This window comes from Streptomyces herbicida (genome assembly GCF_032656585.1).
GTDB lineage: Bacteria > Actinomycetota > Actinomycetes > Streptomycetales > Streptomycetaceae > Streptomyces > Streptomyces herbicida.
In genome coordinates, this window is record NZ_JAUYWJ010000011.1 from 52,063 (window position 1) to 72,421 (window position 20,359).

17 protein-coding genes and 1 pseudogene are annotated in these 20,359 nt (G+C 70.9%); 13 read left to right on the plus strand and 5 right to left on the minus strand.

What is annotated here, in order from left to right; genetic code table 11:
* Positions 1-177 precede the first annotated feature (177 nt).
* Entirely contained in the window at positions 178-1,452 is a 1,275-nt protein-coding gene (locus tag Q8A52_RS23180; protein ID WP_316754722.1) for a mannosyltransferase family protein, read from the minus strand.
* Positions 1,453-1,713: 261 nt separating this feature from the next.
* On the opposite strand from Q8A52_RS23180, the gene Q8A52_RS23185 reads away from it, so the two are divergent.
* Both Q8A52_RS23185 and Q8A52_RS23190 read left to right on the plus strand, forming a co-directional pair.
* Positions 1,714-3,321, plus strand: coding sequence for an MFS transporter (locus Q8A52_RS23185; protein WP_316754724.1), 1,608 nt, complete (start codon positions 1,714-1,716; stop codon positions 3,319-3,321).
* A gap of 239 nt (positions 3,322-3,560) precedes the next feature.
* On the plus strand, positions 3,561-4,787 hold the full coding sequence (locus Q8A52_RS23190) for an acyl-CoA dehydrogenase family protein (protein WP_316754726.1): 1,227 nt from the start codon (positions 3,561-3,563) through the stop codon (positions 4,785-4,787).
* Between the two features lie 44 nt (positions 4,788-4,831).
* On the opposite strand, the gene Q8A52_RS23195 is transcribed toward Q8A52_RS23190, so the two are convergent.
* Entirely contained in the window at positions 4,832-5,272 is a 441-nt protein-coding gene (locus Q8A52_RS23195; protein WP_263207075.1) for a cell division protein SepF, read from the minus strand.
* A 311-nt stretch (positions 5,273-5,583) separates the two neighbouring features.
* Here Q8A52_RS23195 and Q8A52_RS23200 point away from each other — a divergent pair, with 311 nt between their 5' ends.
* The 7 genes and pseudogenes from Q8A52_RS23200 (at position 5,584) to Q8A52_RS23230 (ending at position 15,698) form a co-directional block, all read left to right on the plus strand.
* A complete protein-coding gene (locus Q8A52_RS23200) occupies positions 5,584-6,777 on the plus strand; it encodes a DUF5685 family protein (protein ID WP_316754729.1) in 1,194 nt (397 codons plus the stop codon).
* 113 nt (positions 6,778-6,890) lie between these two features.
* Positions 6,891-7,196 (plus strand): annotated as a pseudogene (locus Q8A52_RS23205) (LLM class flavin-dependent oxidoreductase); the annotation flags it as partial.
* 253 nt (positions 7,197-7,449) lie between these two features.
* On the plus strand, positions 7,450-8,349 hold the full coding sequence (locus Q8A52_RS23210) for a S1 family peptidase (protein WP_316754733.1): 900 nt from the start codon (positions 7,450-7,452) through the stop codon (positions 8,347-8,349).
* A gap of 131 nt (positions 8,350-8,480) precedes the next feature.
* Entirely contained in the window at positions 8,481-9,284 is an 804-nt protein-coding gene (locus Q8A52_RS23215) for a slipin family protein (RefSeq protein WP_316754735.1), read from the plus strand.
* 232 nt (positions 9,285-9,516) lie between these two features.
* Positions 9,517-10,596, plus strand: coding sequence for a S1 family peptidase (locus tag Q8A52_RS23220; protein WP_316754737.1), 1,080 nt, complete (start codon positions 9,517-9,519; stop codon positions 10,594-10,596).
* Between the two features lie 690 nt (positions 10,597-11,286).
* A complete protein-coding gene (locus Q8A52_RS23225) occupies positions 11,287-14,727 on the plus strand; it encodes a DNA polymerase III subunit alpha (RefSeq protein ID WP_316755241.1) in 3,441 nt (1,146 codons plus the stop codon).
* A complete protein-coding gene (locus Q8A52_RS23230; protein ID WP_316754738.1) occupies positions 14,724-15,698 on the plus strand; it encodes a DNA polymerase Y family protein in 975 nt (324 codons plus the stop codon). Before Q8A52_RS23225 ends, Q8A52_RS23230 begins: the two co-directional genes overlap by 4 nt.
* Positions 15,699-15,725: 27 nt before the next feature.
* Here Q8A52_RS23230 and Q8A52_RS23235 read toward each other — a convergent pair whose 3' ends face one another.
* Positions 15,726-16,100, minus strand: coding sequence for a cupin domain-containing protein (locus tag Q8A52_RS23235; protein ID WP_316754740.1), 375 nt, complete (start codon positions 16,098-16,100; stop codon positions 15,726-15,728).
* 129 nt (positions 16,101-16,229) lie between these two features.
* Here Q8A52_RS23235 and Q8A52_RS23240 point away from each other — a divergent pair, with 129 nt between their 5' ends.
* Complete coding sequence (locus Q8A52_RS23240; protein WP_316754741.1) at positions 16,230-16,676, plus strand: MarR family winged helix-turn-helix transcriptional regulator; 447 nt, start codon at positions 16,230-16,232, stop codon at positions 16,674-16,676.
* 173 nt (positions 16,677-16,849) lie between these two features.
* Positions 16,850-17,710 (plus strand): esterase/lipase family protein, encoded by an 861-nt coding sequence (locus Q8A52_RS23245; RefSeq protein WP_316754743.1) that lies wholly within the window; start codon positions 16,850-16,852, stop codon positions 17,708-17,710.
* Positions 17,711-17,763: 53 nt separating this feature from the next.
* Here the strand turns inward: Q8A52_RS23245 and Q8A52_RS23250 are convergent, their stop codons facing one another.
* A complete protein-coding gene (locus Q8A52_RS23250; RefSeq protein WP_316754745.1) occupies positions 17,764-18,756 on the minus strand; it encodes a lytic polysaccharide monooxygenase auxiliary activity family 9 protein in 993 nt (330 codons plus the stop codon).
* Between the two features lie 178 nt (positions 18,757-18,934).
* On the opposite strand from Q8A52_RS23250, the gene Q8A52_RS23255 reads away from it, so the two are divergent.
* Positions 18,935-19,384, plus strand: coding sequence for a GNAT family N-acetyltransferase (locus Q8A52_RS23255; protein WP_316754747.1), 450 nt, complete (start codon positions 18,935-18,937; stop codon positions 19,382-19,384).
* A gap of 13 nt (positions 19,385-19,397) precedes the next feature.
* Here Q8A52_RS23255 and Q8A52_RS23260 read toward each other — a convergent pair whose 3' ends face one another.
* Positions 19,398-19,535: a hypothetical protein gene (locus tag Q8A52_RS23260; RefSeq protein WP_316754749.1), complete on the minus strand. Its 138-nt coding sequence runs from the start codon at positions 19,533-19,535 to the stop codon at positions 19,398-19,400.
* Positions 19,536-19,672: 137 nt separating this feature from the next.
* Here Q8A52_RS23260 and Q8A52_RS23265 point away from each other — a divergent pair, with 137 nt between their 5' ends.
* The gene (locus Q8A52_RS23265; RefSeq protein ID WP_316754751.1) at positions 19,673-20,326 is read left to right on the plus strand and encodes a class I SAM-dependent methyltransferase; all 654 of its coding nucleotides are present in this window, start codon (positions 19,673-19,675) and stop codon (positions 20,324-20,326) included.
* Positions 20,327-20,359: the final 33 nt, after the last annotated feature.

Consider the following 20,359-nt stretch of genomic DNA (forward strand, 5'->3'; position numbering starts at 1 on the left):
ATGTGATGTGGGAAACCTCTCAGCAGGCGCCATATTCCAGAGGAATGCGCAATCTCCGTCGGCCGGTCCCTTCAATTCCTTTGATCATGCCGGGGGTTGGTTTTATGGTGCTTATGAATTCGTTCACCGGAGCATGGCGTGGATTTCTCCGTCCGCTCATCGACCGTTCCGAGATGATCATGGTGGACCGGATCCATTGAGCCAGAAGGCGCCGTAGACGGCCGACGCCACCGCCACACCGGCCGTGACCAGCACCACTCTTGACGTGCGCAGCCGTGCCAGGGCCAGGGTGAGCGGCAGGAGCAGAGGGAAGGCGGGCAGCAGGAGGCGCGGCTTCGAGCCGAAGTAACTCGACGCACACAGCGCGAGCGCGGTGACGACGCCCGTGTACACCAGCAGCGGAAGCGGCTGGCGCTGCCGTACGCCGATCACGTACAGCCAGATCACCAGGCCCACGCCGACGATCAGTCCCAGCCCGGCGAGGGCCGACGGAAATGACGTGAACTTGTCGGCGACAAAGCGGGCGAAGGCGTATCCGCCGTCGAAGCCGTTGCGCCAGCCCGCCTGGACGTCCAGATATCCGAGCGGGCCCTTGCCGGTGCGATGGCCGACCCACAGGACGTAGGCGGCGGCGCCGAGGGGGGCGAGGAGCATGCCGAGGGCGCGGTGCGCGACGGGTGCGCCGGAAGGGAAGGATGGGGCGCGTGTTGCGTCTTGTGCGCCGTCAGCTGTCCCAACGCGCGGGGCGCGGACGGCGCTGGCGGCATCGGGGGCGTGCTCTTCGCTGCGTGCGCCGTCCGCCATGGACGCGCGCCGATCTCGCACGAACGAGGCAACGCCCGCCGCCCACACCGCGGCCACCGCGGCGAGCCCCACCGGCCGGGTCAGCCCGGCGAACGCGGCCAGCAGACCGGCACTCACCCAGCGGCCGGTCAGCACGGCGTACAGCGACCAGGCGGCGAGGGCGGTGAACAGCGACTCGCTGTACGCCATCGACTGCACGATCCCGACCGGCAGCACCGCCCACAGCAGCACGGCGCACACCCCGGCCCGCCGCCCGTACACATGGTCCGCGACCGCGAAGATCCCCCAGGCCGCGGCGAGCGAGGCGACCACGCTCACGACGAGGCCGGCGTCCGCGTACGACAGCGGGGTGAGCGCGTGCACCAGCCGCTCCAGCCAGGGCAGCAGCGGGAAGAAGGCGAGGTTGGAGTGGACGTCGCCGTTCGGCAGACGCACCTCATAGCCATAGCCCAGCTCCGCGACCCGCGTGTACCAGAGGGAGTCCCAGCGCGCGGTCAGCAGTGTGTGCGCGCTCTTGGCGCGCGCCGCGCTCCACACCGCCAGCACGACCAGTCCCAGGGCACGCACGGCCGCGTACCCGAGCAGAGCCGGGGCCGCCCGGTGCAGAAGCGCGAACCGGGGTGCCACACGCGTTTCAAGATCGGTCACGGGCTCGATTATCGACGGGCGGGGGAACCGGACAGCTCACCGGGGCGTGGTCAAGGGAGGCGGGCAGTGGCGTACGCCACAAGGGTTCCGTGTGGAGTGTGAGAGGTCCGCCACGCTCTGCCGGAACGAACTCGCGTACGCTGACGTGTCACTCGCGTTGGTATGCGCAGGCCGGAGACACCGCTCCTCTCCGGCCGTACGACGGGGAGTCCCCACCCGCCGATCCGCCGCACGCGAGGGGTTCATCTGGGAGGTACGTACATGTCCGGGACGACCACGGCTGCCGCTCGGCTGCGCCGTCGGGCGGCCGGGGCCGGTGCCAACCGCTGGGTCGTCCTCGTCGTCCTCTGCGTCAGCCTGCTCCTGGTCGCCCTCGACGCGACCGTGCTGCACGTGGCCGTGCCCGCGGTCACCGAGGACCTCAAGCCCGGCGCCATAGAACTGCTCTGGATCGTCGACGCCTATCCACTGGTCTGCGCGTCGCTGCTGATCCTCTTCGGCACGCTCGGCGACCGGGTGGGCCGCAGGCGGATTCTCCTTCTCGGGTACGCCCTGTTCGGCGTCGCATCCGCGGTCGCGGCCGTCGCGCCGAGCGCCCATGTACTGATTCTGGCCCGCGCGCTGCTGGGTGTCGGCGGTGCGATGATCATGCCCGCCACGCTGTCGATCCTGCGCCAGGTCTTTCCCGACCGGCGGGAGCGGGCGCTGGCGATCGGCATCTGGAGCGCGGTGGCGGCGGTCGGCGCGGCGGTCGGTCCGCTGCTCGGCGGCTTCCTGCTCGAGCACTTCTGGTGGGGCTCGGTGTTCCTGGTGAACATCCCGCTGATGCTGGTCAGCCTGCCGGTGGGCCGGCTGCTGCTGCCCGAGTCGACGGGCGAGCGCAACGGGCCCTGGGACGTGGTCGGCGCGCTGATGGCGGCGGCCGGACTGTTCGGACTGGTACTGGGCGTGAAGCGGCTCGGCGGCGGAGAGCCGACGGCGAGCGTGTTCACGCTGGTGCCGCTGGTTCTGGGTGCGCTGCTGATGGCGCTGTTCGTCCGCCGCCAGCGACGGCGCACGCATCCGCTGGTGGATCTGCGGATGTTCGCGCGGCCGGCGTTCAGTACGTCGGTGGGGTGCATCGTGCTGGCGATGCTCGCGCTGGTGGGTCTGGAACTGATCGCGGCGCAGTATCTGCAGTTGGTGCTCGGGCTGTCACCACTGGAGACGGGACTGCGGCTGCTGCCGCTGACGATCGCGGCGATGGCGTCGGGGCTCGCGGGCGCGCGCATGCTGCGCCGGTTCGGGCCCCGGCGGATGGTGTGTTTCGGGTTCCTCCTCACCGCCGCGGGTGTGCTGACCCTGACGGCGATGGGCGGGGAGGACAACACGGGTCTGCTGCTGGCCGGTTTTGTCGTGCTCGGCTTCGGGCTCGAGACGACGCTCTTCGGGGCGTACGAGTCGATGCTGAGCGAGGCGCCCGCGGAGCAGGCCGGTGGGGCGGCGGCGATCGGGGAGACCTCGTACCAGCTGGGGGCGGGGATCGGGATCGCGCTTCTCGGGAGCGTGATGAACGCTGCGTACGCGCCTGGGCTCGCGTCCGTGCCTGGTGTTCCGGCATCGGCGTCCGCGGCGGCGGGACATTCGCTGGGGGAGGCGTACGACGTCGCTGCGCGGCTCGGCGGGCCGGCCGGGGTGGCTCTGCGCCGGGCGGCGCGGGACTCCTTTGTGCACGGTCTGCATGTCACGTTGCTGGTGAGCGCGGGGCTGCTGCTGCTCGGCGCGTTGATGGCGGTGCGGTTGCCGCGCGTCATGCAGTGCGAGGAGGAGACGGCGGCGGTGGAGGTGCCGGCGCCTCGGGAGCCGGCGAGGACGCGCGTCTCGGCGTAGTCGCTCCGCCGTGGTTCGCGGCTGCTCGTCGTTTGCGGCCGGCGGTGCGTGGGTTGTGTGCTCCCAGGTGGGAATCGTGTCCGCGTCGCGTTTCGCCGAAAAACGCGCCCTTCTTGCGTGACCCGTGCGGGTGGGAGGGTGGGAGAGTGTGGGACTGGACGTGCGGTGGCTTGCGTCGTAACGTCTGGGATGAGTCGTAACTAGCGGTGCTAGTTTTTATCTCGTCCGGAGGGTGTTCCATGTCCGCGTCCTCGAAGTTGCCCCCGTTCGACCCCGCCGACCCCCTCGGGATCGACGACCTGCTGGACCCGGAGGACCTCGCCATCCGGGACACCGTGCGCAGCTGGGCCGCGGACCGCGTCCTGCCGTACGTCGCCGACTGGTACGAGAAGGGCGAGCTGCCCGGCATCAGGGAACTGGCCCGGGAGCTCGGTGGGATCGGTGCGCTCGGGATGTCCCTCGACGGATACGGGTGCGCCGGCGCCTCCGCCGTGCAGTACGGACTCGCCTGTCTGGAGCTGGAGGCCGCCGACTCGGGCATCCGGTCCCTCGTCTCCGTACAGGGCTCCCTCGCCATGTACGCCATTCACCGGTTCGGGAGTGAAGAGCAGAAGCAGCAGTGGCTGCCCGGCATGGCCGCCGGCGAGATCATCGGCTGCTTCGGACTCACCGAGCCCGATCACGGCTCCGACCCCGCCTCCATGCGCACGTACGCCAAGCGCGACGCTGGGGGTACCTCCCGCTCGAGCGGAGCCGAGAGTGGGGGAGACTGGGTGCTCAACGGGCGCAAGATGTGGATCACCAACGGGTCGGTGGCGGGAGTCGCCGTCGTCTGGGCGCAGACCGACGACGGCATCCGCGGGTTCGCCGTGCCCACCGACGCCCCCGGATTCTCCGCGCCAGAGATCAAGCACAAGTGGTCCCTGCGGGCCAGCGTCACCAGCGAGCTCGTCCTCGACGACGTGCGGCTGCCCGCCGACGCCGTCCTCCCGGAGGTCGTGGGACTGCGCGGTCCGCTCAGCTGTCTCTCGCACGCCCGGTACGGCATCGTCTGGGGAGCCATGGGCGCGGCCCGCAGCTCTTTCGAGGCGGCCCTCGACTACGCGAAGACGCGGGAGCAGTTCGGGCGGCCCATCGGTGGCTTCCAGCTCACCCAGGCCAAACTCGCCGACATGGCGGTCGAACTGCACAAGGGGATCCTGCTCGCGCATCATCTGGGGCGGCGCATGGACGCCGGCCGCCTGCGTCCCGAGCAGGTCAGCTTCGGCAAGCTCAACAACGTACGGGAGGCCATCGAGATCTGCCGTACGGCACGGACGATCCTCGGTGCCAACGGGATCTCGCTCGAATACCCCGTCATGCGGCACGCGACCAACCTCGAATCGGTGCTCACCTACGAAGGCACCGTCGAGATGCACCAGCTCGTGCTGGGCAAGGCGCTCACCGGACTCGACGCCTTCCGCTGACCCGCCCCCCAGAGGCCGAGGCAGGGCCGGCGAGCGGCCCTGCCTCAGCTCTGGTTGAAGAAGCCGTCCGAGCGGTGGGCCGACGCCTCGCCGCTGACGATCTCCGTGTTCGCCGGCGTCAGCAGGAAGACCCGGGTGGCGACCCGCTCGATCGTGCCGCGCAGGCCGAAGGTCAGTCCGGCCGCGAAGTCGACCACACGCTTGGCGTCGGCGGGCTCCATCGCCGTGAGGTTCATGATGACCGGGACCCCCTCCCGGAACAGCTCGCCGATGGCACGCGCGTCCCGGAAGCTGTCCGGGGTGACCGTGCCGATGCGGCGGCCCCTCTCCTCGGCGACGTCCGAGGCCACCTTGACCCGCGGGTCGGTGACCCAGGCATCCCCGGGCTGCTCGGTCCCTTCGGAGTAGTCGTCGTCGTAGTAACGCTCGTCGTCGTTGTCGTCGACGAGGCCGAGCCAGGCACTCGCTTTGCGTACCGATCCCATGGACGCCTCCTCTCACAGCGGTCCTTCTTGCTTTCCGCATCCCTATGGTCGTCCATGATGCGGATGGCGCGCCAAGCGGATAGACGCCGCGCGGGGGGTTTGTGACGGTACTGGTGCACAGCGCATCCGTCGAGAGCCCAAGTGCCCCAAGGGTCGTTCTCTACACGGCTGCTGACTGAGAGTGAAATATTATTGTCAGTGGCGTACGGGTGACGAATGGCGCGTCCGGGTGAGTCACGGGGCTGCTGCGAGATGACAGTCGGTCGATACGATGCCGCAGCTCAACGTCGTACAGCCCACGGGGGATCATTGTGTTCGGAATCGTCAGGCCCTGCAGCCACCGGCTCGGGGAGAGCCTCAAGACCCAGTGGATGGCCCACTTGTGCGGGCTGTGCCTCGCGCTGCGTGGTGACCACGGACAGTTCGCGCGCATCGTGACGAACTATGACGGGCTTCTCATATCGGTTTTGACGGAGGCTCAGGCCGTGAACGCCAGGACGGCGGGGGCGGCCGGAGGGTGGCGGCGCACGGCCGGACCCTGCCCGTTGCGCGGTATGCGGACCGCCTCCGTCGCTCAGGGCGAGGGCGCACGACTCGCGGCGGCCGTCTCGCTGGTGCTCGCCTCGGCCAAGGTGCGCGATCACGTCGCCGACCGGGACGGACTGCTGGCCCGCAGGCCGGTGGCGCTCGCCGCGCGCCGGGTGGCCGAGAGCTGGGGGCGGGCCGGCGCGCGCGGCGGGTCCGCCGTCGGCTTCGACACGGCCCTGCTCGTCGACGCCGTCGACCGGCAGGTCGGCATCGAGGCCCTGGCGGGGCCGGGAACGCCGGTCCTGACGGTGACCGAGCCGACCGAGACCGCGACCGCCGCCGCCTTCGCGCACACCGCGGTGCTGGCCGGGCGGCCGGGCAACGCCGTGCCGCTCGCCGAGGCCGGGCGTCTCTTCGGACGTCTGGCGCATCTCCTGGACGCCGTGGAGGACCGGGAGGCCGACTCCGCGTCCGGCGCCTGGAACCCGCTCGCAGCGACCGGTACTTCCCTCACCGAGGCCCGCCGACTTGCCGACGACGCGTTGCACGGCATCCGGCTCGCCCTGCGCGAGGTGGAGTTCGTCGACGGCAAGCTGGCGCACCTGCTGCTCGTGCACGAGTTGGGGCGCTCGGTGGACCGGGCGTTCGGAACCACGTCCTGCGGGCACGCGCCCGAGGCCGCCTTCGGGCCGCCGCAGGGCCCCTACGCGCCCCAGGTGCCGGGCAACCCCTATGGCAACCCCTTCGGCGGCGAGCCGCCGCGCCCGGACAAGCGGGGCTTCTGGGCCGGGTGTGCGGCCGCCATCGGACTGTGCTGCACCTGCAAGGTGTGCTGCGCCGACGAGTACGAGGGTCCCTGGTCGCGCAAGAAGCGTGAGGGCTGGTGCGGCAACTGCGACTGTGACTGCTCGTGCTGCGAGGCGTGTCAGTGCTGCGAATGCTGTGAGTGCTGCTCTTGCTGCGACTGCGGGTTGTGACGGGGGCGCGAGGGGGGCGCGAGGGGCGGGGTGCGCGTGTGAAGGCGTGAAAGGGGAGCACGCGAAAGGGAGAACGCGAAAGGCGCCCGCCGGGGGCGGGGTGCGCAGTGGGTCTGCGGGTCCTGGTGAGTCTGAAGGTAGACCTCGGCGACGGAGAACACCCGGCCGATCCGGGCCACGGCGGAGGCGGCCCCCGGCAGACCGCCAAGGGCCGCTCTACCGCGGCGGTCCGACCTCGCCGACTCATCGCCGACCGGCACGGCAGCGTCGACGGCTTCCACCTCGTCCCCCTCGAACCGCGCCGCGACCTGGAGCGGCTCGTCAACGGCACCGTGGCGCTGCAGGGGAGGGTCATGACCGTACGACCATCCGGACGGTTGACTTCCGGACATCCCCGGCCGCTGGTCGCTCCTCGGTGACACGCTCGTGCGCCGGTAGGGTGACGGTCTGCCATCTCCCCCCAGACCACCCCGAGATCGCACAAAGTTCGCGCGGATCCCACACAGTCGCACGGCCGAAAGGAGCCCTTGCGTCGATCAGGCGTTCAACCAAATACTCCCCCTCAGCGCTTGTCAGGGCACTGTGTGTTCGAAACCCGGCGCTCTCCCTGGCTGCGCCTCACGGGCCCCGACCCCACGCGGGCCCCCGACTTCCCCTGGGAGGGAACGAAAAGTGAGGATCAAGCGCACCACTCCCCACAGCGGTATCACGAGACGGACCCGGCTCGTCGCCCTGGTCTCCGGATTCGTGGCCGCGGCCGCGTTCGCCGCCCCCACGGCGAGCGCGAACGACACCCACACGTTCAGCGCGACCCAGCTCACCAAGGCGAGCGACTCCGTCCTGAAGGCCGACGTGGCCGGCACGGCCTGGGCGGTGGACAGCCGGTCCAACCGTGTCGTCGTCACCGTCGACAGCACCGTCTCCAAGGCCGAGATCGCCAAGATCAGGCGGCAGGCCGGGGCCGAATCCGGGGCTCTCGCCATCAAGCACACCCCCGGCAGGTTCAACAAGCTCATCACCGGCGGCGACGCCATCTACGGCGGTTCCTACCGCTGCTCGCTCGGCTTCAACGTGCACCGGGGCAGCACCTACTACTTCCTGACCGCCGGTCACTGCGGTGAGGTCGCCTCCACCTGGTACAGCAACTCGTCCCACACCACGGTGCTGGGCACGAACAGCGGTTACAGCTTCCCGGGCAACGACTTCGCGCTGGTGCGCTACACCAACTCCTCGATCGCGCACCCGAGCGCGGTCGGCAGCCAGACCATCAGCAGCGCGGCCACCCCGTCCGTGGGCACGACCGTCTACCGGCGCGGCTCCACCACCGGTACCCACAGCGGCCGGGTCACAGCGCTGAACGCCACGGTCAACTACGGCAGCGGTGACATCGTCTACGGTCTGATCCAGACCACGGTGTGCGCCGAGGGCGGCGACAGCGGCGGTCCGCTCTACGCGGGCAGCGTGGCCTACGGTCTGACCTCCGGCGGCAGCGGCAACTGCACCTCCGGCGGTACGACCTTCTTCCAGCCGGTCACCGAGGCGCTGAGCTACTACGGCGTGACGCTTCCCTGACGGGTCGGCTCCGTTGGCCCCCGCACGCAACCGGCGTGCGGGGGCTCCCTCTTGTCCGGGTCGCGGAGTTACCTTCGAAGGACAGGAAGTGCTCTCCTGAACACTCCCACTTCGGACCCCTGGGGGCCGGCATGGTCGAGGAGCTGGTGGCGGCGGGAGCGACCCTTGTGGCCGCCGGAGCGGTGTATGTGATGGCCGCGGCCCGCGTCGTCAAACAGTACGAGCGCGGTGTGGTGTTCCGGCTCGGCAGACTCCGCCCCGAGGTCCGCGGGCCGGGGTTCACCCTCATCGTCCCCGTCGTGGACCGGCTCCAGAAGGTCAACATGCAGGTCGTGACGATGCCGGTGCCCGCCCAGGAGGGCATCACCCGGGACAATGTGACCGTACGGGTGGACGCGGTGGTCTACTTCAAGGTGACCGGGCCGGCCGAGGCGGTGGTCCGGGTAGAGGACTACCGGTTCGCGGTCTCGCAGATGGCGCAGACCTCCCTGCGCTCGATCATCGGCAAGAGCGAGCTGGACGATCTGCTGTCCAACCGTGAAAAGCTCAACCAGGGGCTTGAGTTGATGATCGACAGTCCCGCCGTGGAGTGGGGTGTCACCATCGACCGCGTCGAGATCAAGGACGTGTCGCTGCCCGAGACCATGAAGCGGTCCATGGCCCGGCAGGCCGAGGCCGACCGTGAGCGCCGGGCGCGGGTCATCAACGCCGACGCCGAGTTGCAGGCGTCGAAGAAGCTGGCCGAGGCGGCCCAGCAGATGCAGGAGACGCCCGCCGCACTGCAACTGCGGCTGCTGCAGACGGTGGTGGCGGTGGCGGCCGAGAAGAACTCCACACTGGTGCTGCCGTTCCCGGTGGAGCTGCTGAGGTTCCTGGAGAAGGCGCAGCAGCAACTGCCTCCGACATCCGGAGGGTCGAATTCCAGCCAGGGTTGATGTCACTGACCGCTCATCAGTTACTCGCGCGTAGTGTTTGCAGTGCGAATTTTCCTGTGGTGACCGCAGGGGGTCAAAGGCTAAGGGGCGCGAAGCACCCGTCTACGCGCGTCCTGAACTCGACCTTGTGCGCTCCCTGTACGGTTCGGAAGAGTAGGCGCCCGTCAACCAGCCTTCCGGTTCGCGAGGTCCCCACAACCTCCCGGGCCGTCCCCCCACAGGAGGACATGAGTTGAAGCACCGACGCATACCCAGGCGCCGGATCGCCATGGCGGGTGCGGGAGTCGCCGCGCTGGTCGCCGCGGGCATCACTTTCCAGAGTGCGAACGCCAGTGAGCCGGCCAAGGCCGCCACGCCGGAGACCCTTTCGGCCCCGGCGGCCGGAAAACTCGCCTCCACGCTCCTCGACGACCTCGGTTCGGACGCGGCGGGTACGTACTACGACGCGCAGACGAAGAACCTGGTCGTCAACGTGCTCGACGAGGCCGCGGCCAAGACCGTCGAGGAGGCCGGGGCCAAGGCCAGAGTCGTCGCCAACTCCCTCGCCGAACTCGACGGCGCCCGTACGACGCTGAAGAAGGACGCGACCATCCCCGGCACCTCGTGGGCGACCGACCCGGTCACCAACAAGGTCGTCGTCAGGGCGGACAGGACCGTCTCGAAGACCGAGTGGGCCAAGCTCGCCAAGGTGGTCGACGGGCTCGGTGGCACGGTGGAACTCCAGCGGTCGAAGGGGGAGTTCAAGCCCTTCATCGCGGGCGGCGACGCGATCACCGGCTCGGGCGGGCGCTGCTCGCTCGGCTTCAACGTGGTCAAGGACGGGCAGCCGTACTTCCTGACCGCCGGGCACTGCACCGCGTCCATCTCCACCTGGTCGGACTCGTCCGGCAAGGAGATCGGGAAGAACGAGAAGTCCAACTTCCCGGGCGACGACTTCGGCCTGGTCAAGTACACCTCGAATACCGCGCACCCGAGCGAGGTCGACCTCTACAACGGCTCCACCCAGAAGATCACGGGCGCGGCCGAGGCCACGGTCGGCATGCAGGTCACGCGCAGCGGCTCGACGACCAAGGTGCACGAGGGCAAGGTCACCGGTCTGAACGCCACCGTGAACTACTCGGAGGGTACGGTCAGCGGTCTCATCCAGACCGACGTCTGTGCCGAGCCCGGCGACAGCGGCGGCTCGCTCTTCTCGGGCAGCAACGCGATCGGCCTGACCTCCGGCGGCAGCGGCGACTGCACCTCCGGCGGGGAGACCTTCTTCCAGCCGGTCACGGAGGCACTGTCCGCGACGGGCACCCAGATCGGCTGACCCACGCGGCAAATTCCCACGAGGTCCCGCCCCACACGCGAGGGGCGGGACTTCCGTGTGCGGTCCCCTGGAGGGCCGGTTGGACGGTGCCCGCCGTGCTGCCGTACCCGTACGGGGCGACGCCGGGGGTCGGCCCGAAGGGCCGCGCGGTGCGCCCGAGGTATGGGCCGGCGGCGCGGCTGGGGCGGCCAGATGCGCAGGCGGACCGGGTGCGGCGACGGCGACGGCCGATGAGGTGGGCCTTGGCGGAGCCGCACAGGGGGCGGGCGTGGCCGTGGCGACGCCGGGCGGCGTGGCCACGGGGAGCTTCGCGGTGGTCTCGGGAGCCGTACAGGTCACCCCGGCCCGCACCTCGCGCAGCGCCGTCGCTGACGGGACGGAGATCGCGGCGGGTGCCGACCTCTGCCGTCCGGTCACCCCCGCCACGCCCCACCGTCACCGCCACCGAACCCACCCCCGCTCGACCCCGCCCCCGACGTCGGCCGTGCGGCGCCCGGGGCCGCGCGGCGCCCAGCGCACCGGCCCCCGGTCTCCGTCGTCCCTCCGCGTCCCAGTCGGCCGACGTTTGCGCAGGTGAGGCGTGTCGGAGTGGATGTCGCACAGGTGTTCGGAATTGAGGGTATGGTGGGTGGGGGAGTAGGGAACTGATGTTCGAGAGTCGGTAGGGGCTCACGAGTGCGGGAGGTGCGTGTGCCGGGCTTCACGCATCTGCACACCGTCTCCGGGTTCTCCCTGAGGTACGGAGCCTCACACCCGGAGCGCCTCGCCGAGCGCGCCTCCGAGCGGGGCATGGACGCCCTCGCCCTCACCGACCGCGACACCCTCTCCGGCACGGTCCGCTTCGCCAAGGCCTGCGCGAAGGTCGGCGTCCGCCCGTTGTTCGGGGTGGAACTGGCCGTGGAGGAGCCCGCGCGGCTGCGCGAGGACGACTCCGTACGACGGGAAAGGCGCCGCACCCCCGTACGCGGCGGTGCCTTCGTCGACGAGTCGACCCGCCGTGCGACCTTCCTCGCCCGGGACGGCGCCCGCGGCTGGGCCGACCTGTGCCGCCTGGTCACCGCCGCCCACGCCACCGACACCGAGGGCACCCCCCTCCTGCCCTGGTCCGCCAACCAGGCCGACGGCCTGACCGTCCTGCTCGGCCCCGCCTCCGACGTCGGCCGTGCTCTCGCCGCCGGGCGCCCGGACCGCGCGGCCCGGCTGCTCGCCCCCTGGCGCGAGATCTACGGCGACGCCCTGCGTCTGGAGACCGTCTGGCACGGCCGCCAGGGCACCGGCCCCGGCTCCCTGCGCCTGGCCGCCCGTACCGTCGGCTTCGCCGCCGAACAGCGGATCCGGCCGGTGCTCAGCAATGCCGTCCGGTACGCCGACCCCGGCCAGGGCCCGGTCGCCGACGTCCTGGACGCCGCCCGCCGACTCGTCCCGATCGACCCGGCCAAGGAACTGGACTCCGGCGAGGCCTGGCTCAAGGACGCGGGCGCCATGCTCGGGGCGGCCGAGCGGATCGTGGAGGCCGCGGGCTACCGGCGCGACACCGCCCAACGCCTCCTGGAGCAGACACGGGCGACGGCCGCCGAGTGCCTGGTCGACCCCGAGGACGACCTCGGCATCGGCACCGTCCACTTCCCCGAGCCGCACCTCGTCGGCGCCGGCCGCCGCACCGCCCAGCGGGCGCTGGCCTCACGGGCGGCGGCGGGGATGGTGCTGCGCGGCCACGCCGGAAACCGTGCCTACTGGGAGCGGATGCACCAGGAGCTGGACATCATCGCCCACCACGGCTTCGCCTCCTACTTCCTCACCGTCGCCCAGGTGGTGGACGACGTACGGGAGATGGGCATCCGGGTCGCCGCGCGCGGCTCCGGCGCGGGCTCCCTCGTCAACCACCTCCTCGGCATCGCACACGCCGATCCGATCGAGCACGGGCTGCTGATGGAGCGCTTCCTGTCGAAGGAGCGGGTCGTGCTGCCCGACATCGACATCGACGTGGAGTCGGCGCGTCGGCTGGAGGTCTACCGCGCGATCATCGACCGCTTCGGCACCGACCGGGTCGCGACCGTCTCCATGCCGGAGACGTACCGGGTCCGCCATGCGATCCGTGACGTGGGCGCGGCCCTGTCCATGGACCCGGCCGAGATCGACCGCATCGCCAAGTCCTTCCCGCACATCCGCGCCCGCGACGCCCGCGCGGCACTGGAGGAGCTGCCCGAACTCAGGCAACTGGCGGGGGAGGGGGAGCGGTACGAGCGGCTCTGGGAACTGGTCGAGTCCCTCGACGCCCTCCCGCGCGGCATCGCCATGCACCCGTGCGGGGTGCTGCTCTCCGACGCCTCCCTCCTCTCCCGTACGCCGGTCGTACCGACCAGCGGCGAGGGGTTCCCCATGTCGCAGTTCGACAAGGAGGACGTGGAGGACCTCGGGCTGCTCAAGCTCGATGTGCTCGGGGTGCGGATGCAGTCGGCGATGGCGCACGCGGTCGCCGAGGTGGAGCGGGCGACCGGAGAGCGGATCGACCTGGACGCGGTGGCGCCGGGCGACCCGGCGACGTATGCGCTCATCCGGTCCACCGAGACGCTGGGCTGCTTCCAGATCGAGTCGCCCGGTCAGCGGGACCTGGTGGGACGCCTGCAGCCGGCCACCTTCCACGACCTGGTCGTCGACATCTCCCTCTTCCGGCCCGGTCCGGTCGCCGCCGACATGGTGCGGCCGTTCATCGAGGCACGGCACGGGCGGGCGCCGGTCCGTTTCCCGCACCCGGACCTGGCGGAGCCGCTGCGGGACACCTACGGGGTCGTGGTCTTCCACGAGCAGATCATCGACATCGTCGACATCATGACCGGCTGCGGGCGCGGCGAGGCGGACCGGGTGCGGCGCGGACTGTCCGACCCGGAGTCGCAGGGGCGGATCCGGTTCTGGTTCGCGCAGCACGCGGCGGCGCACGGATATGACGCGGAAACGATTCAGCGGACCTGGGAGATCATCGAGGCCTTCGGCTCGTACGGCTTCTGCAAGGCGCACGCGGTCGCCTTCGCCGTACCGACGTACCAGTCGGCCTGGCTGAAGGCGCATCACCCGGCCGCCTTCTACGCGGGGCTGCTCACGCACGACCCCGGGATGTACCCGAAGCGGCTGCTGCTGGCGGACGCGCGCCGGCGCGGGGTGCCGATCCTGCCGTTGGACGTGAACCGGTCGGCGGTCGCCCACCGTATCGAACTGGTGTCTGAATCGCCTGTCGTGTGGGGCCTCCGGCTCGCCCTCTGCGACGTACACGGCATCAGCGAGGCGGAGGCGGCACGGATCGCGGACGGACAGCCGTACGCCTCCCTGCTGGACTTCTGGGAGCGGGCACGGCCGAGCCGGCCACTGGCCGGGCGGCTCGCCCAGGTCGGCGCGCTGGACGCCTTCGGTGCCAACCGCCGCGATCTGCAACTGCACCTGACCGAGCTGCACCGGGGTGCCCGAGGCGCCGGTGGCGGTCAGCTCCCGCTGGCCGGCGGCCGCAAGACGGCCCCGGCAGGGCTGCCCGACCTCACCTCGGCGGAGAAGCTCAGCGCCGAACTCGGCGTGCTGTCCATGGACGCCTCGCGCAATCTGATGGACGACCACCGGGAGTTCCTGACGGAGCTGGGCGTGGTGTCGGCACGCCGGCTGCGCGAGGTCGCACACGGCGAGACGGTGCTGGTCGCGGGCGCCAAGGCGGCCACCCAGACCCCGCCGATCCGGTCCGGCAAGCGGGTCATCTTCACCACGCTGGACGACGGCACCGGACTGGTCGACCTCGCCTTCTTCGACGACTCCCACGACGCCTGCGCGCACACGGTCTTCCACTCCTGGCTGCTGCTGGTGCGCGGGGTGGTGCAGCGGCGCGGCCCGCGCAGCCTCAGCGTGGTGGGCGCCGCCGCCTGGAACCTCGCCGAACTCGTCGAACTGCGCGCCGAGGGCGGGCTCGACGAGGTGGCGGCGCGCCTTGCGGAGCCGGTGCCGGACGGGGCGGGCGGCGATCCGACACACGGCCGCCGGATCCAGCTGCCCACCGGATACGAGATGCACCCATGGGCCGATCTGCGCCCCGCGGGTCAAGAGCCTTCACAGATACGGAAGTTGTGGCACCAGAGTCCGGGGAGTGCGGGATGACCATCCTCTGCGTACGTTTCCAGCTGCCTCCGATGTACGAGGCGGCCCTGCCGGGGCTGCTCGGATTGCTGGAGGAGTTCACCCCGGTCGTGGAGGCGCTGCCACCGGACGGGGCGCTGGCCGATCTGCGCGGCGCCGAGCGCTACTTCGGCCGCAGCGCCGTCGAGCTGGCGGCGGTGATCCGGGTCCGTGCGCTCGCGCTGCACGGCGTCGACTGCACGATCGGCGCCGGGCCGGGCCCGATGTCGGCCCGCATGGCGCTGCGCGACGCGCGGCCGGGCGTGACCTGCGCGGTTCCCGAGGGCCCCGACGCCGTCGCGGAGTTCCTCGCGGACCGCCCCGTGTCCGCGCTGCCCGGCGTCGGCACGGCCACCGCCCGCACCCTGTGCGAGTACGGCCTCGACTCCCTGGGCCGGGTCGCCGCCGCACCGCTGTCCACGCTCCAGCGCCTGCTCGGCGCGAAGGCGGGCCGCGAGCTGCACGAGAAGGCGAACGGCATCGACCGCGGCCGGGTCGTGCCGAACGCCGTCTCGCGCTCCCTCGCCGCCGAACGCCCCTTCCCCCTCGACGAGCTGGACCCCGACAGGCACCGCCGCGCACTGCTCTCGGCCGCCGAGGAACTGGGCGCCCGGCTGCGCGCCCTGGAGAAGGTCTGCCGCACCCTGACCCTCACCGTGCGCTATGCCGACCGGTCTTCGACGACCCGCAGCCGCACCCTTCGGGAACCGACCGCGCACTCCGCCGCGCTGACGAAATCCGCGTACGGCATGTACGAGGCGCTCGGCCTCCAGCGCGCCCGGGTCCGCGCGCTCGTCCTCCGTGCGGAGGGCCTCGCTCCTGCCACACAGGCCTCCCACCAGCTCACCTTCGATCCCGTGGACGAGAGGGTCCGCCGTATCGAGGAGGTCGCGGACCGCGCGCGAGCGAAGTTCGGACCGCGGGCGGTGATGCCGGGGACGCTGGCGGCGTGACCCCTTCGGCCGGGCGTCAGCCGGGCGTCAGTTGGCCCACGGCGGCGTGATGCGGGTGCCGTCGGCCAGCTCCGCCTCCAGGCCGATGGAGGTGGTGACCCAGGAGATCGCGGTGTGATCGGTCGGGTTCTCGACGGCGAAGGCCGTGCCCGGGTTGATGATCACCGTGTCGCCGGCACCGATCCGCTCGCTGCGGCCGTCGAGGGTGATCAGAAGGTCGCCGACGAGCAGATGGAATATCTCCTCACGGGTGACGGTGTGGGCGGGGGCCTCGGTCCCCGCCGGGATCTCGCCCCGCCAGGCGCACAGTTCCTTGCTGCCGGCGAGGGGGGTGGCGTACGAGACGAAGCGGGCGCCGTGGATCTCGTGGGTCACGGCTTCGGACGAACGGACGACGGGCATGGTGCGACCTCCGGTTCTGCGGTTCTCCGATGCGGAAAGCGGCCAAGCGAAAGTGGTCAAGCAGCTTGACCGTACGCCCTCTATGGTCAAGCTGCTTGACCAATCCGTCAAGGGTGTTTCAATGCCTCCGTGCAGAACTCCGAAGCCATGGCCCTGTCCGCCGCCCTGCTCGCCGTCGCCGGTGAGCTCACGCAACGCATCAACGACGGGGTCGTCGCCCGTGGCTTCGAGGGGGTGCGGCCCGCGCACGGCTTCGCCTTCGCGCGGCTCGCCCCGGACGGGGCCACGGTGACGGACCTGGCCGCGCATCTCGGGGTCACCAAGCAGGCGGCCAGCCAGCTCGTCGACGAGATCGTGCGCAAGGGGTACGCCGAGCGGCGCCCGCATCCCGAGGACGCGCGGGCCCGGCTGATCGTGCTCACCGAGCGTGGGTGGGCCTGCACCCGGGCCGCGGAGGAAGCGGCCGCCGAGGCGGTGGGGGCGTGGGTCGAACTCCTGGGCGAAGGTGAAGTGCGCGTGTTGCGGGACCGGCTGGCGCGTATCGCGCCCTACGGTCCTGTCAGGCCTGCTTGGTGACGGTCCGGCAGTGGTCCAGCGGGTCGCTGGTTATCACTGGAAGTTTTTACTGACGCGTAACTTCACACTTGCACTACTCGCCCGTAACTTGACGAGTGAACAGCATCCTTCGTGATCCGGATCACAGGGCGTAAGGCCGTCGCAACTCCCTTGAGCCGCAAGGAGATCACACGATGCTGCCCTGGAAGAGAGTCGCCAGACCCCTCGCCGCGCTGCTCCTGGCCGCAGTCGTGGCCACCGTCCCCGCCGCCACCGCCCACGCCTCCACCGCCCCCAGCAGCGGTTGGAACGACTACTCGTGCAAGCCGTCCGCGAGCCACCCCCGCCCCGTCGTGCTGGTCCACGGCACCCTGGGGAACTCCATCGACAACTGGCTGTCCCTCGCGCCGTACCTGAAGGACCGCGGGTACTGCGTCTTCTCCCTCGACTACGGACAACTGTCCGGCGTCCCGCTCTTCTACGGCCTCGGCCCCATCGACAAGTCGGCACAGCAGCTGTCCGACTACGTCGACAGGGTGCTCTCCGCCACCGGAGCCGCCAAGGCCGACCTCGTCGGGCACTCGCAGGGCGGCATGATGCCCCGCTACTACCTGAAGTTCCTCGGCGGAGCCGCCAAGGTGAACGCCCTCGTCGGCCTCGCCCCCGACAACCACGGGACGAACCTGAACGGCCTCACCAACCTGCTGCCGTACTTCCCGGGCGCCGAAGACCTGATCAAGGCCACCATCCCCGGCCTCGCCGACCAGATCGCCGGATCCGACTTCCTCACCAAGCTCAACGCGGGCGGCGACACCGTCCCCGGAGTGCACTACACGGTCATCGCCACCAAGTACGACGAGGTGGCCACGCCGTGGCGCAGCCAGTACCTGAGCGGCTCGGACGTCAACAACGTCCTGCTCCAGGACCTGTGTCCGCTCGACCTCTCCGAACACGTGGCGATCGGGCTCCTCGACCGCATCGCCTTCCACGAAGTGGCCAACGCGCTCGACCCGGCACACGCCACCGCCACCACCTGCGCGTCGGTGTTCAGCTGACGTTCGCCGGGGCCTGTCCGGCCTGAGCCGCCGGTCAGGCCCCGGAGCCTTGTTCAGTGGCCGTCGCGGCCACCGCTGATCGCACGCCGCCGGACCGAGGCGAACGCGGCGGCGGAGCCGAGCGCCAGGGCGGCCGCACCCCCGATCGCCAGGTACGGCGTGCTGCCGTCCGCGCCGGTCTCGGCGAGTTTCCTGGAGGTACCGGCGGCCTCGGGCGCGTTGGCCGGGCCGGCCTCGGCGCGGGTCGTCGGCTCCGCCGACGTACTGGCGTCGTCGTCCCCGTGACCGTGGTGCTCGATCGTCGACTTGTCGGCACCGGCCTCGATCTGCTCGTCCGAGGGCGCGGAGGCGCCCGGCGCCGGGGTGCTGCCGCCGGCCGTACCGCCACCGTTGCTCCCACCGCCCTTCGTGCCGCCGAAGGCCACGTCCGAGCAGGAGTAGAACGCCTCCGGGCTGTCCGACCGCTGCCAGATCGCATACAGAAGCTGCCGGCCGGAGCGCTCGGGGAGCTTGCCGGAGAACGTGTAGAAACCGCCCGAGGCGACCGGGTTCGTGGCCGTCGCCACCGGGTGCGCCAGATCCAGATCGCCCCAGCCGAGCGGCTTCGACGGGGTGTAGCCGGGCTTGGTGACATAGACCTTGAAGGTGCCCTTGTGCGGGGCGGTCACGCGGTACTTGAAGGTGTACGAACCACTGCGCACGCTCGTCGCCGGCCAGTCGGCGCGGGCCAGGTCGAGCCCCTTGAACTCGGTGTTGTTCGCGCTGCACAGCTTGCCGTCCGGGATCAGCTGCTGGTGGCGCCCGTTCGCGTCGCCGATCCGGATGCCGTTCCAGTCGTAGAGAGCCTGGGTGCCGCCGGCCGCGACCGCCGCCTTGCAGGCCGCCGACTTCGGACTCTCCGGACCCTCCGCGTAGCACTGCGACACCCGGCTGACCGGGCCGCCCATCGAACCGTGCGCAAAGGCGGGCGCGGCGGCGAGTGAGGTCAGCGCGAGCGGGGTCAGTCCGAGGGCGGCGACGGCGGCGGCCTTGCGGCGTGCGGGCATGGGGAACTCCTCGGAACGGTCCTCGTGCGGGCGGATCCCGGGTGGGGGATCCCGTGGGGGCGATCAGAAACTAGCCGCAAGAAACCGCGAAATCGCCTGCTGGAGGCGGGTGATGGAGATCCTTATGGTGCCGTTAAGGGAGTGCTCAGGCTGTACTGAGGTAGGTAGCGTGCGTGGCATGGAGAACGACGAGATCCGGCCGGCCGCGGCCGCCGATGTGGCGGCTGTGAAGTCCGTGACCGACGCGGCGTACCACCACTACATCGAGCGCATCGGAGTGGTTCCCGCGCCCATGCGGGCGGACCACGCGGCAAACGTGGCCGCGGGGCGGGTGTTCGTGACGGGCGAGCCCGTGGTCGGCCTCGTCGTGGTCGAGGCGCACGAGGACCATCTGTTTCTCGACAGCATCGCCGTCCACCCCGATGCGCACGGCAGGGGAGTGGGACGGCGGCTGCTGGAGTTCGTGGACGCACGCGCGCGTGCCCTCGGCCTGCCCGAGGTCAGGCTCTGTACGAACGCGATGATGTGGGAGAACCAGAAGATCTATCCGAAGTTCGGATACGAGGTGGTGGAGCGCCGCCTCGACGGTCCGTACGACCGCTTCCACTACCGCAAGCGACTGGAGTGACGCGCCGTTGGCGTCAGCCGTCGGGCCACCAGACGCGTGCGACGTCCTTGCGCACCTCGGGGCGTCCCGCGGGGCGCTCGTCGACCTCGTCGCGGCACCGTCGGCTGTTGTCGGTCCTCTTCAGGGGCTTCTGCACGGTCGTGCGGCGCATGGCTGCCTCCTTGGTGCCTACCGGGTTCCGCTGCCTCACGGAGGTAGACGCTTTCGGCGAGAGTTCCTCATCGGTCCCGGTCTGTCAGTGGCCGCTGTCACGATTGGACTGTCAGTGGCGGGTGTCACTCTGGGGCCATGACGAACGAGAGTGACCGATTGGCTGCGGTGGGTGCGGACGCGATCGACTGGGACACCGAGGCGGCCGCCTTCGACGACGAGCCGGACCACGGCCTGCGCGACCCCGAGGTGCGCGCGGCCTGGGCGGAAAGGCTCACCGACTGGCTCCCCGGACACCCAGCCGACGTCCTCGACCTCGGCTGCGGCACGGGCAGCCTGTCGCTCCTCGCCGCCGAGCGGGGACACCGTGTGACCGGCGTCGACCTGTCCCCGCCGATGGTGGAGCAGGCCCGCGCCAAGCTCGCCGGGCGTGACGCGGTGTTCCTCGTCGGCGACGCGGCGGCACCTCCGGTGGGGGAGGAGCGCTACGACGTCCTGTTGGTACGGCACGTGCTGTGGACGCTGCCCGACCCAGCCCGCGTCCTGCGGCACTGGTGGGGACTGCTGCGGCCTGGGGGTACCTCCCACGCTTTCGGCAGTGGGGGAGGGCGGCTCGTGCTGGTCGAGGGCGTGTGGGGGACGGTCACTCCGGTCGGCATACCCGCCGACCGGCTCGTCGGCCTCCTGGAACCGCTCGCCGGGCACGTGCGCGTGGAGCGGCTGTCGGAGGACGCACGGCTGTGGGGAAGACGGGTGGACGACGAGCGGTACGCCGTGGTGGCGACGATGTGAGCCGCCCGGCGCTGCGTCGGGCCGGTGGCGCCG

Excerpts from the sequence above, each read along its gene's own strand:
- Q8A52_RS23185 (WP_316754724.1), top strand. The coding sequence starts at position 1,714 with ATGTCCGGGACGACCACGGCTGCCGCTCGGCTGCGCCGTCGGGCGGCC.
- Q8A52_RS23190 (WP_316754726.1), top strand. The coding sequence starts at position 3,561 with ATGTCCGCGTCCTCGAAGTTGCCCCCGTTCGACCCCGCCGACCCCCTC.
- Q8A52_RS23195 (WP_263207075.1), bottom strand. The coding sequence starts at position 5,272 with ATGGGATCGGTACGCAAAGCGAGTGCCTGGCTCGGCCTCGTCGACGAC.
- Q8A52_RS23215 (WP_316754735.1), top strand. The coding sequence starts at position 8,481 with ATGGTCGAGGAGCTGGTGGCGGCGGGAGCGACCCTTGTGGCCGCCGGA.
- Q8A52_RS23230 (WP_316754738.1), top strand. The coding sequence starts at position 14,724 with ATGACCATCCTCTGCGTACGTTTCCAGCTGCCTCCGATGTACGAGGCG.
- Q8A52_RS23235 (WP_316754740.1), bottom strand. The coding sequence starts at position 16,100 with ATGCCCGTCGTCCGTTCGTCCGAAGCCGTGACCCACGAGATCCACGGC.
- Q8A52_RS23245 (WP_316754743.1), top strand. The coding sequence starts at position 16,850 with ATGCTGCCCTGGAAGAGAGTCGCCAGACCCCTCGCCGCGCTGCTCCTG.
- Q8A52_RS23250 (WP_316754745.1), bottom strand. The coding sequence starts at position 18,756 with ATGCCCGCACGCCGCAAGGCCGCCGCCGTCGCCGCCCTCGGACTGACC.
- Q8A52_RS23255 (WP_316754747.1), top strand. The coding sequence starts at position 18,935 with ATGGAGAACGACGAGATCCGGCCGGCCGCGGCCGCCGATGTGGCGGCT.
- Q8A52_RS23260 (WP_316754749.1), bottom strand. The coding sequence starts at position 19,535 with ATGCGCCGCACGACCGTGCAGAAGCCCCTGAAGAGGACCGACAACAGC.
- Q8A52_RS23265 (WP_316754751.1), top strand. The coding sequence starts at position 19,673 with ATGACGAACGAGAGTGACCGATTGGCTGCGGTGGGTGCGGACGCGATC.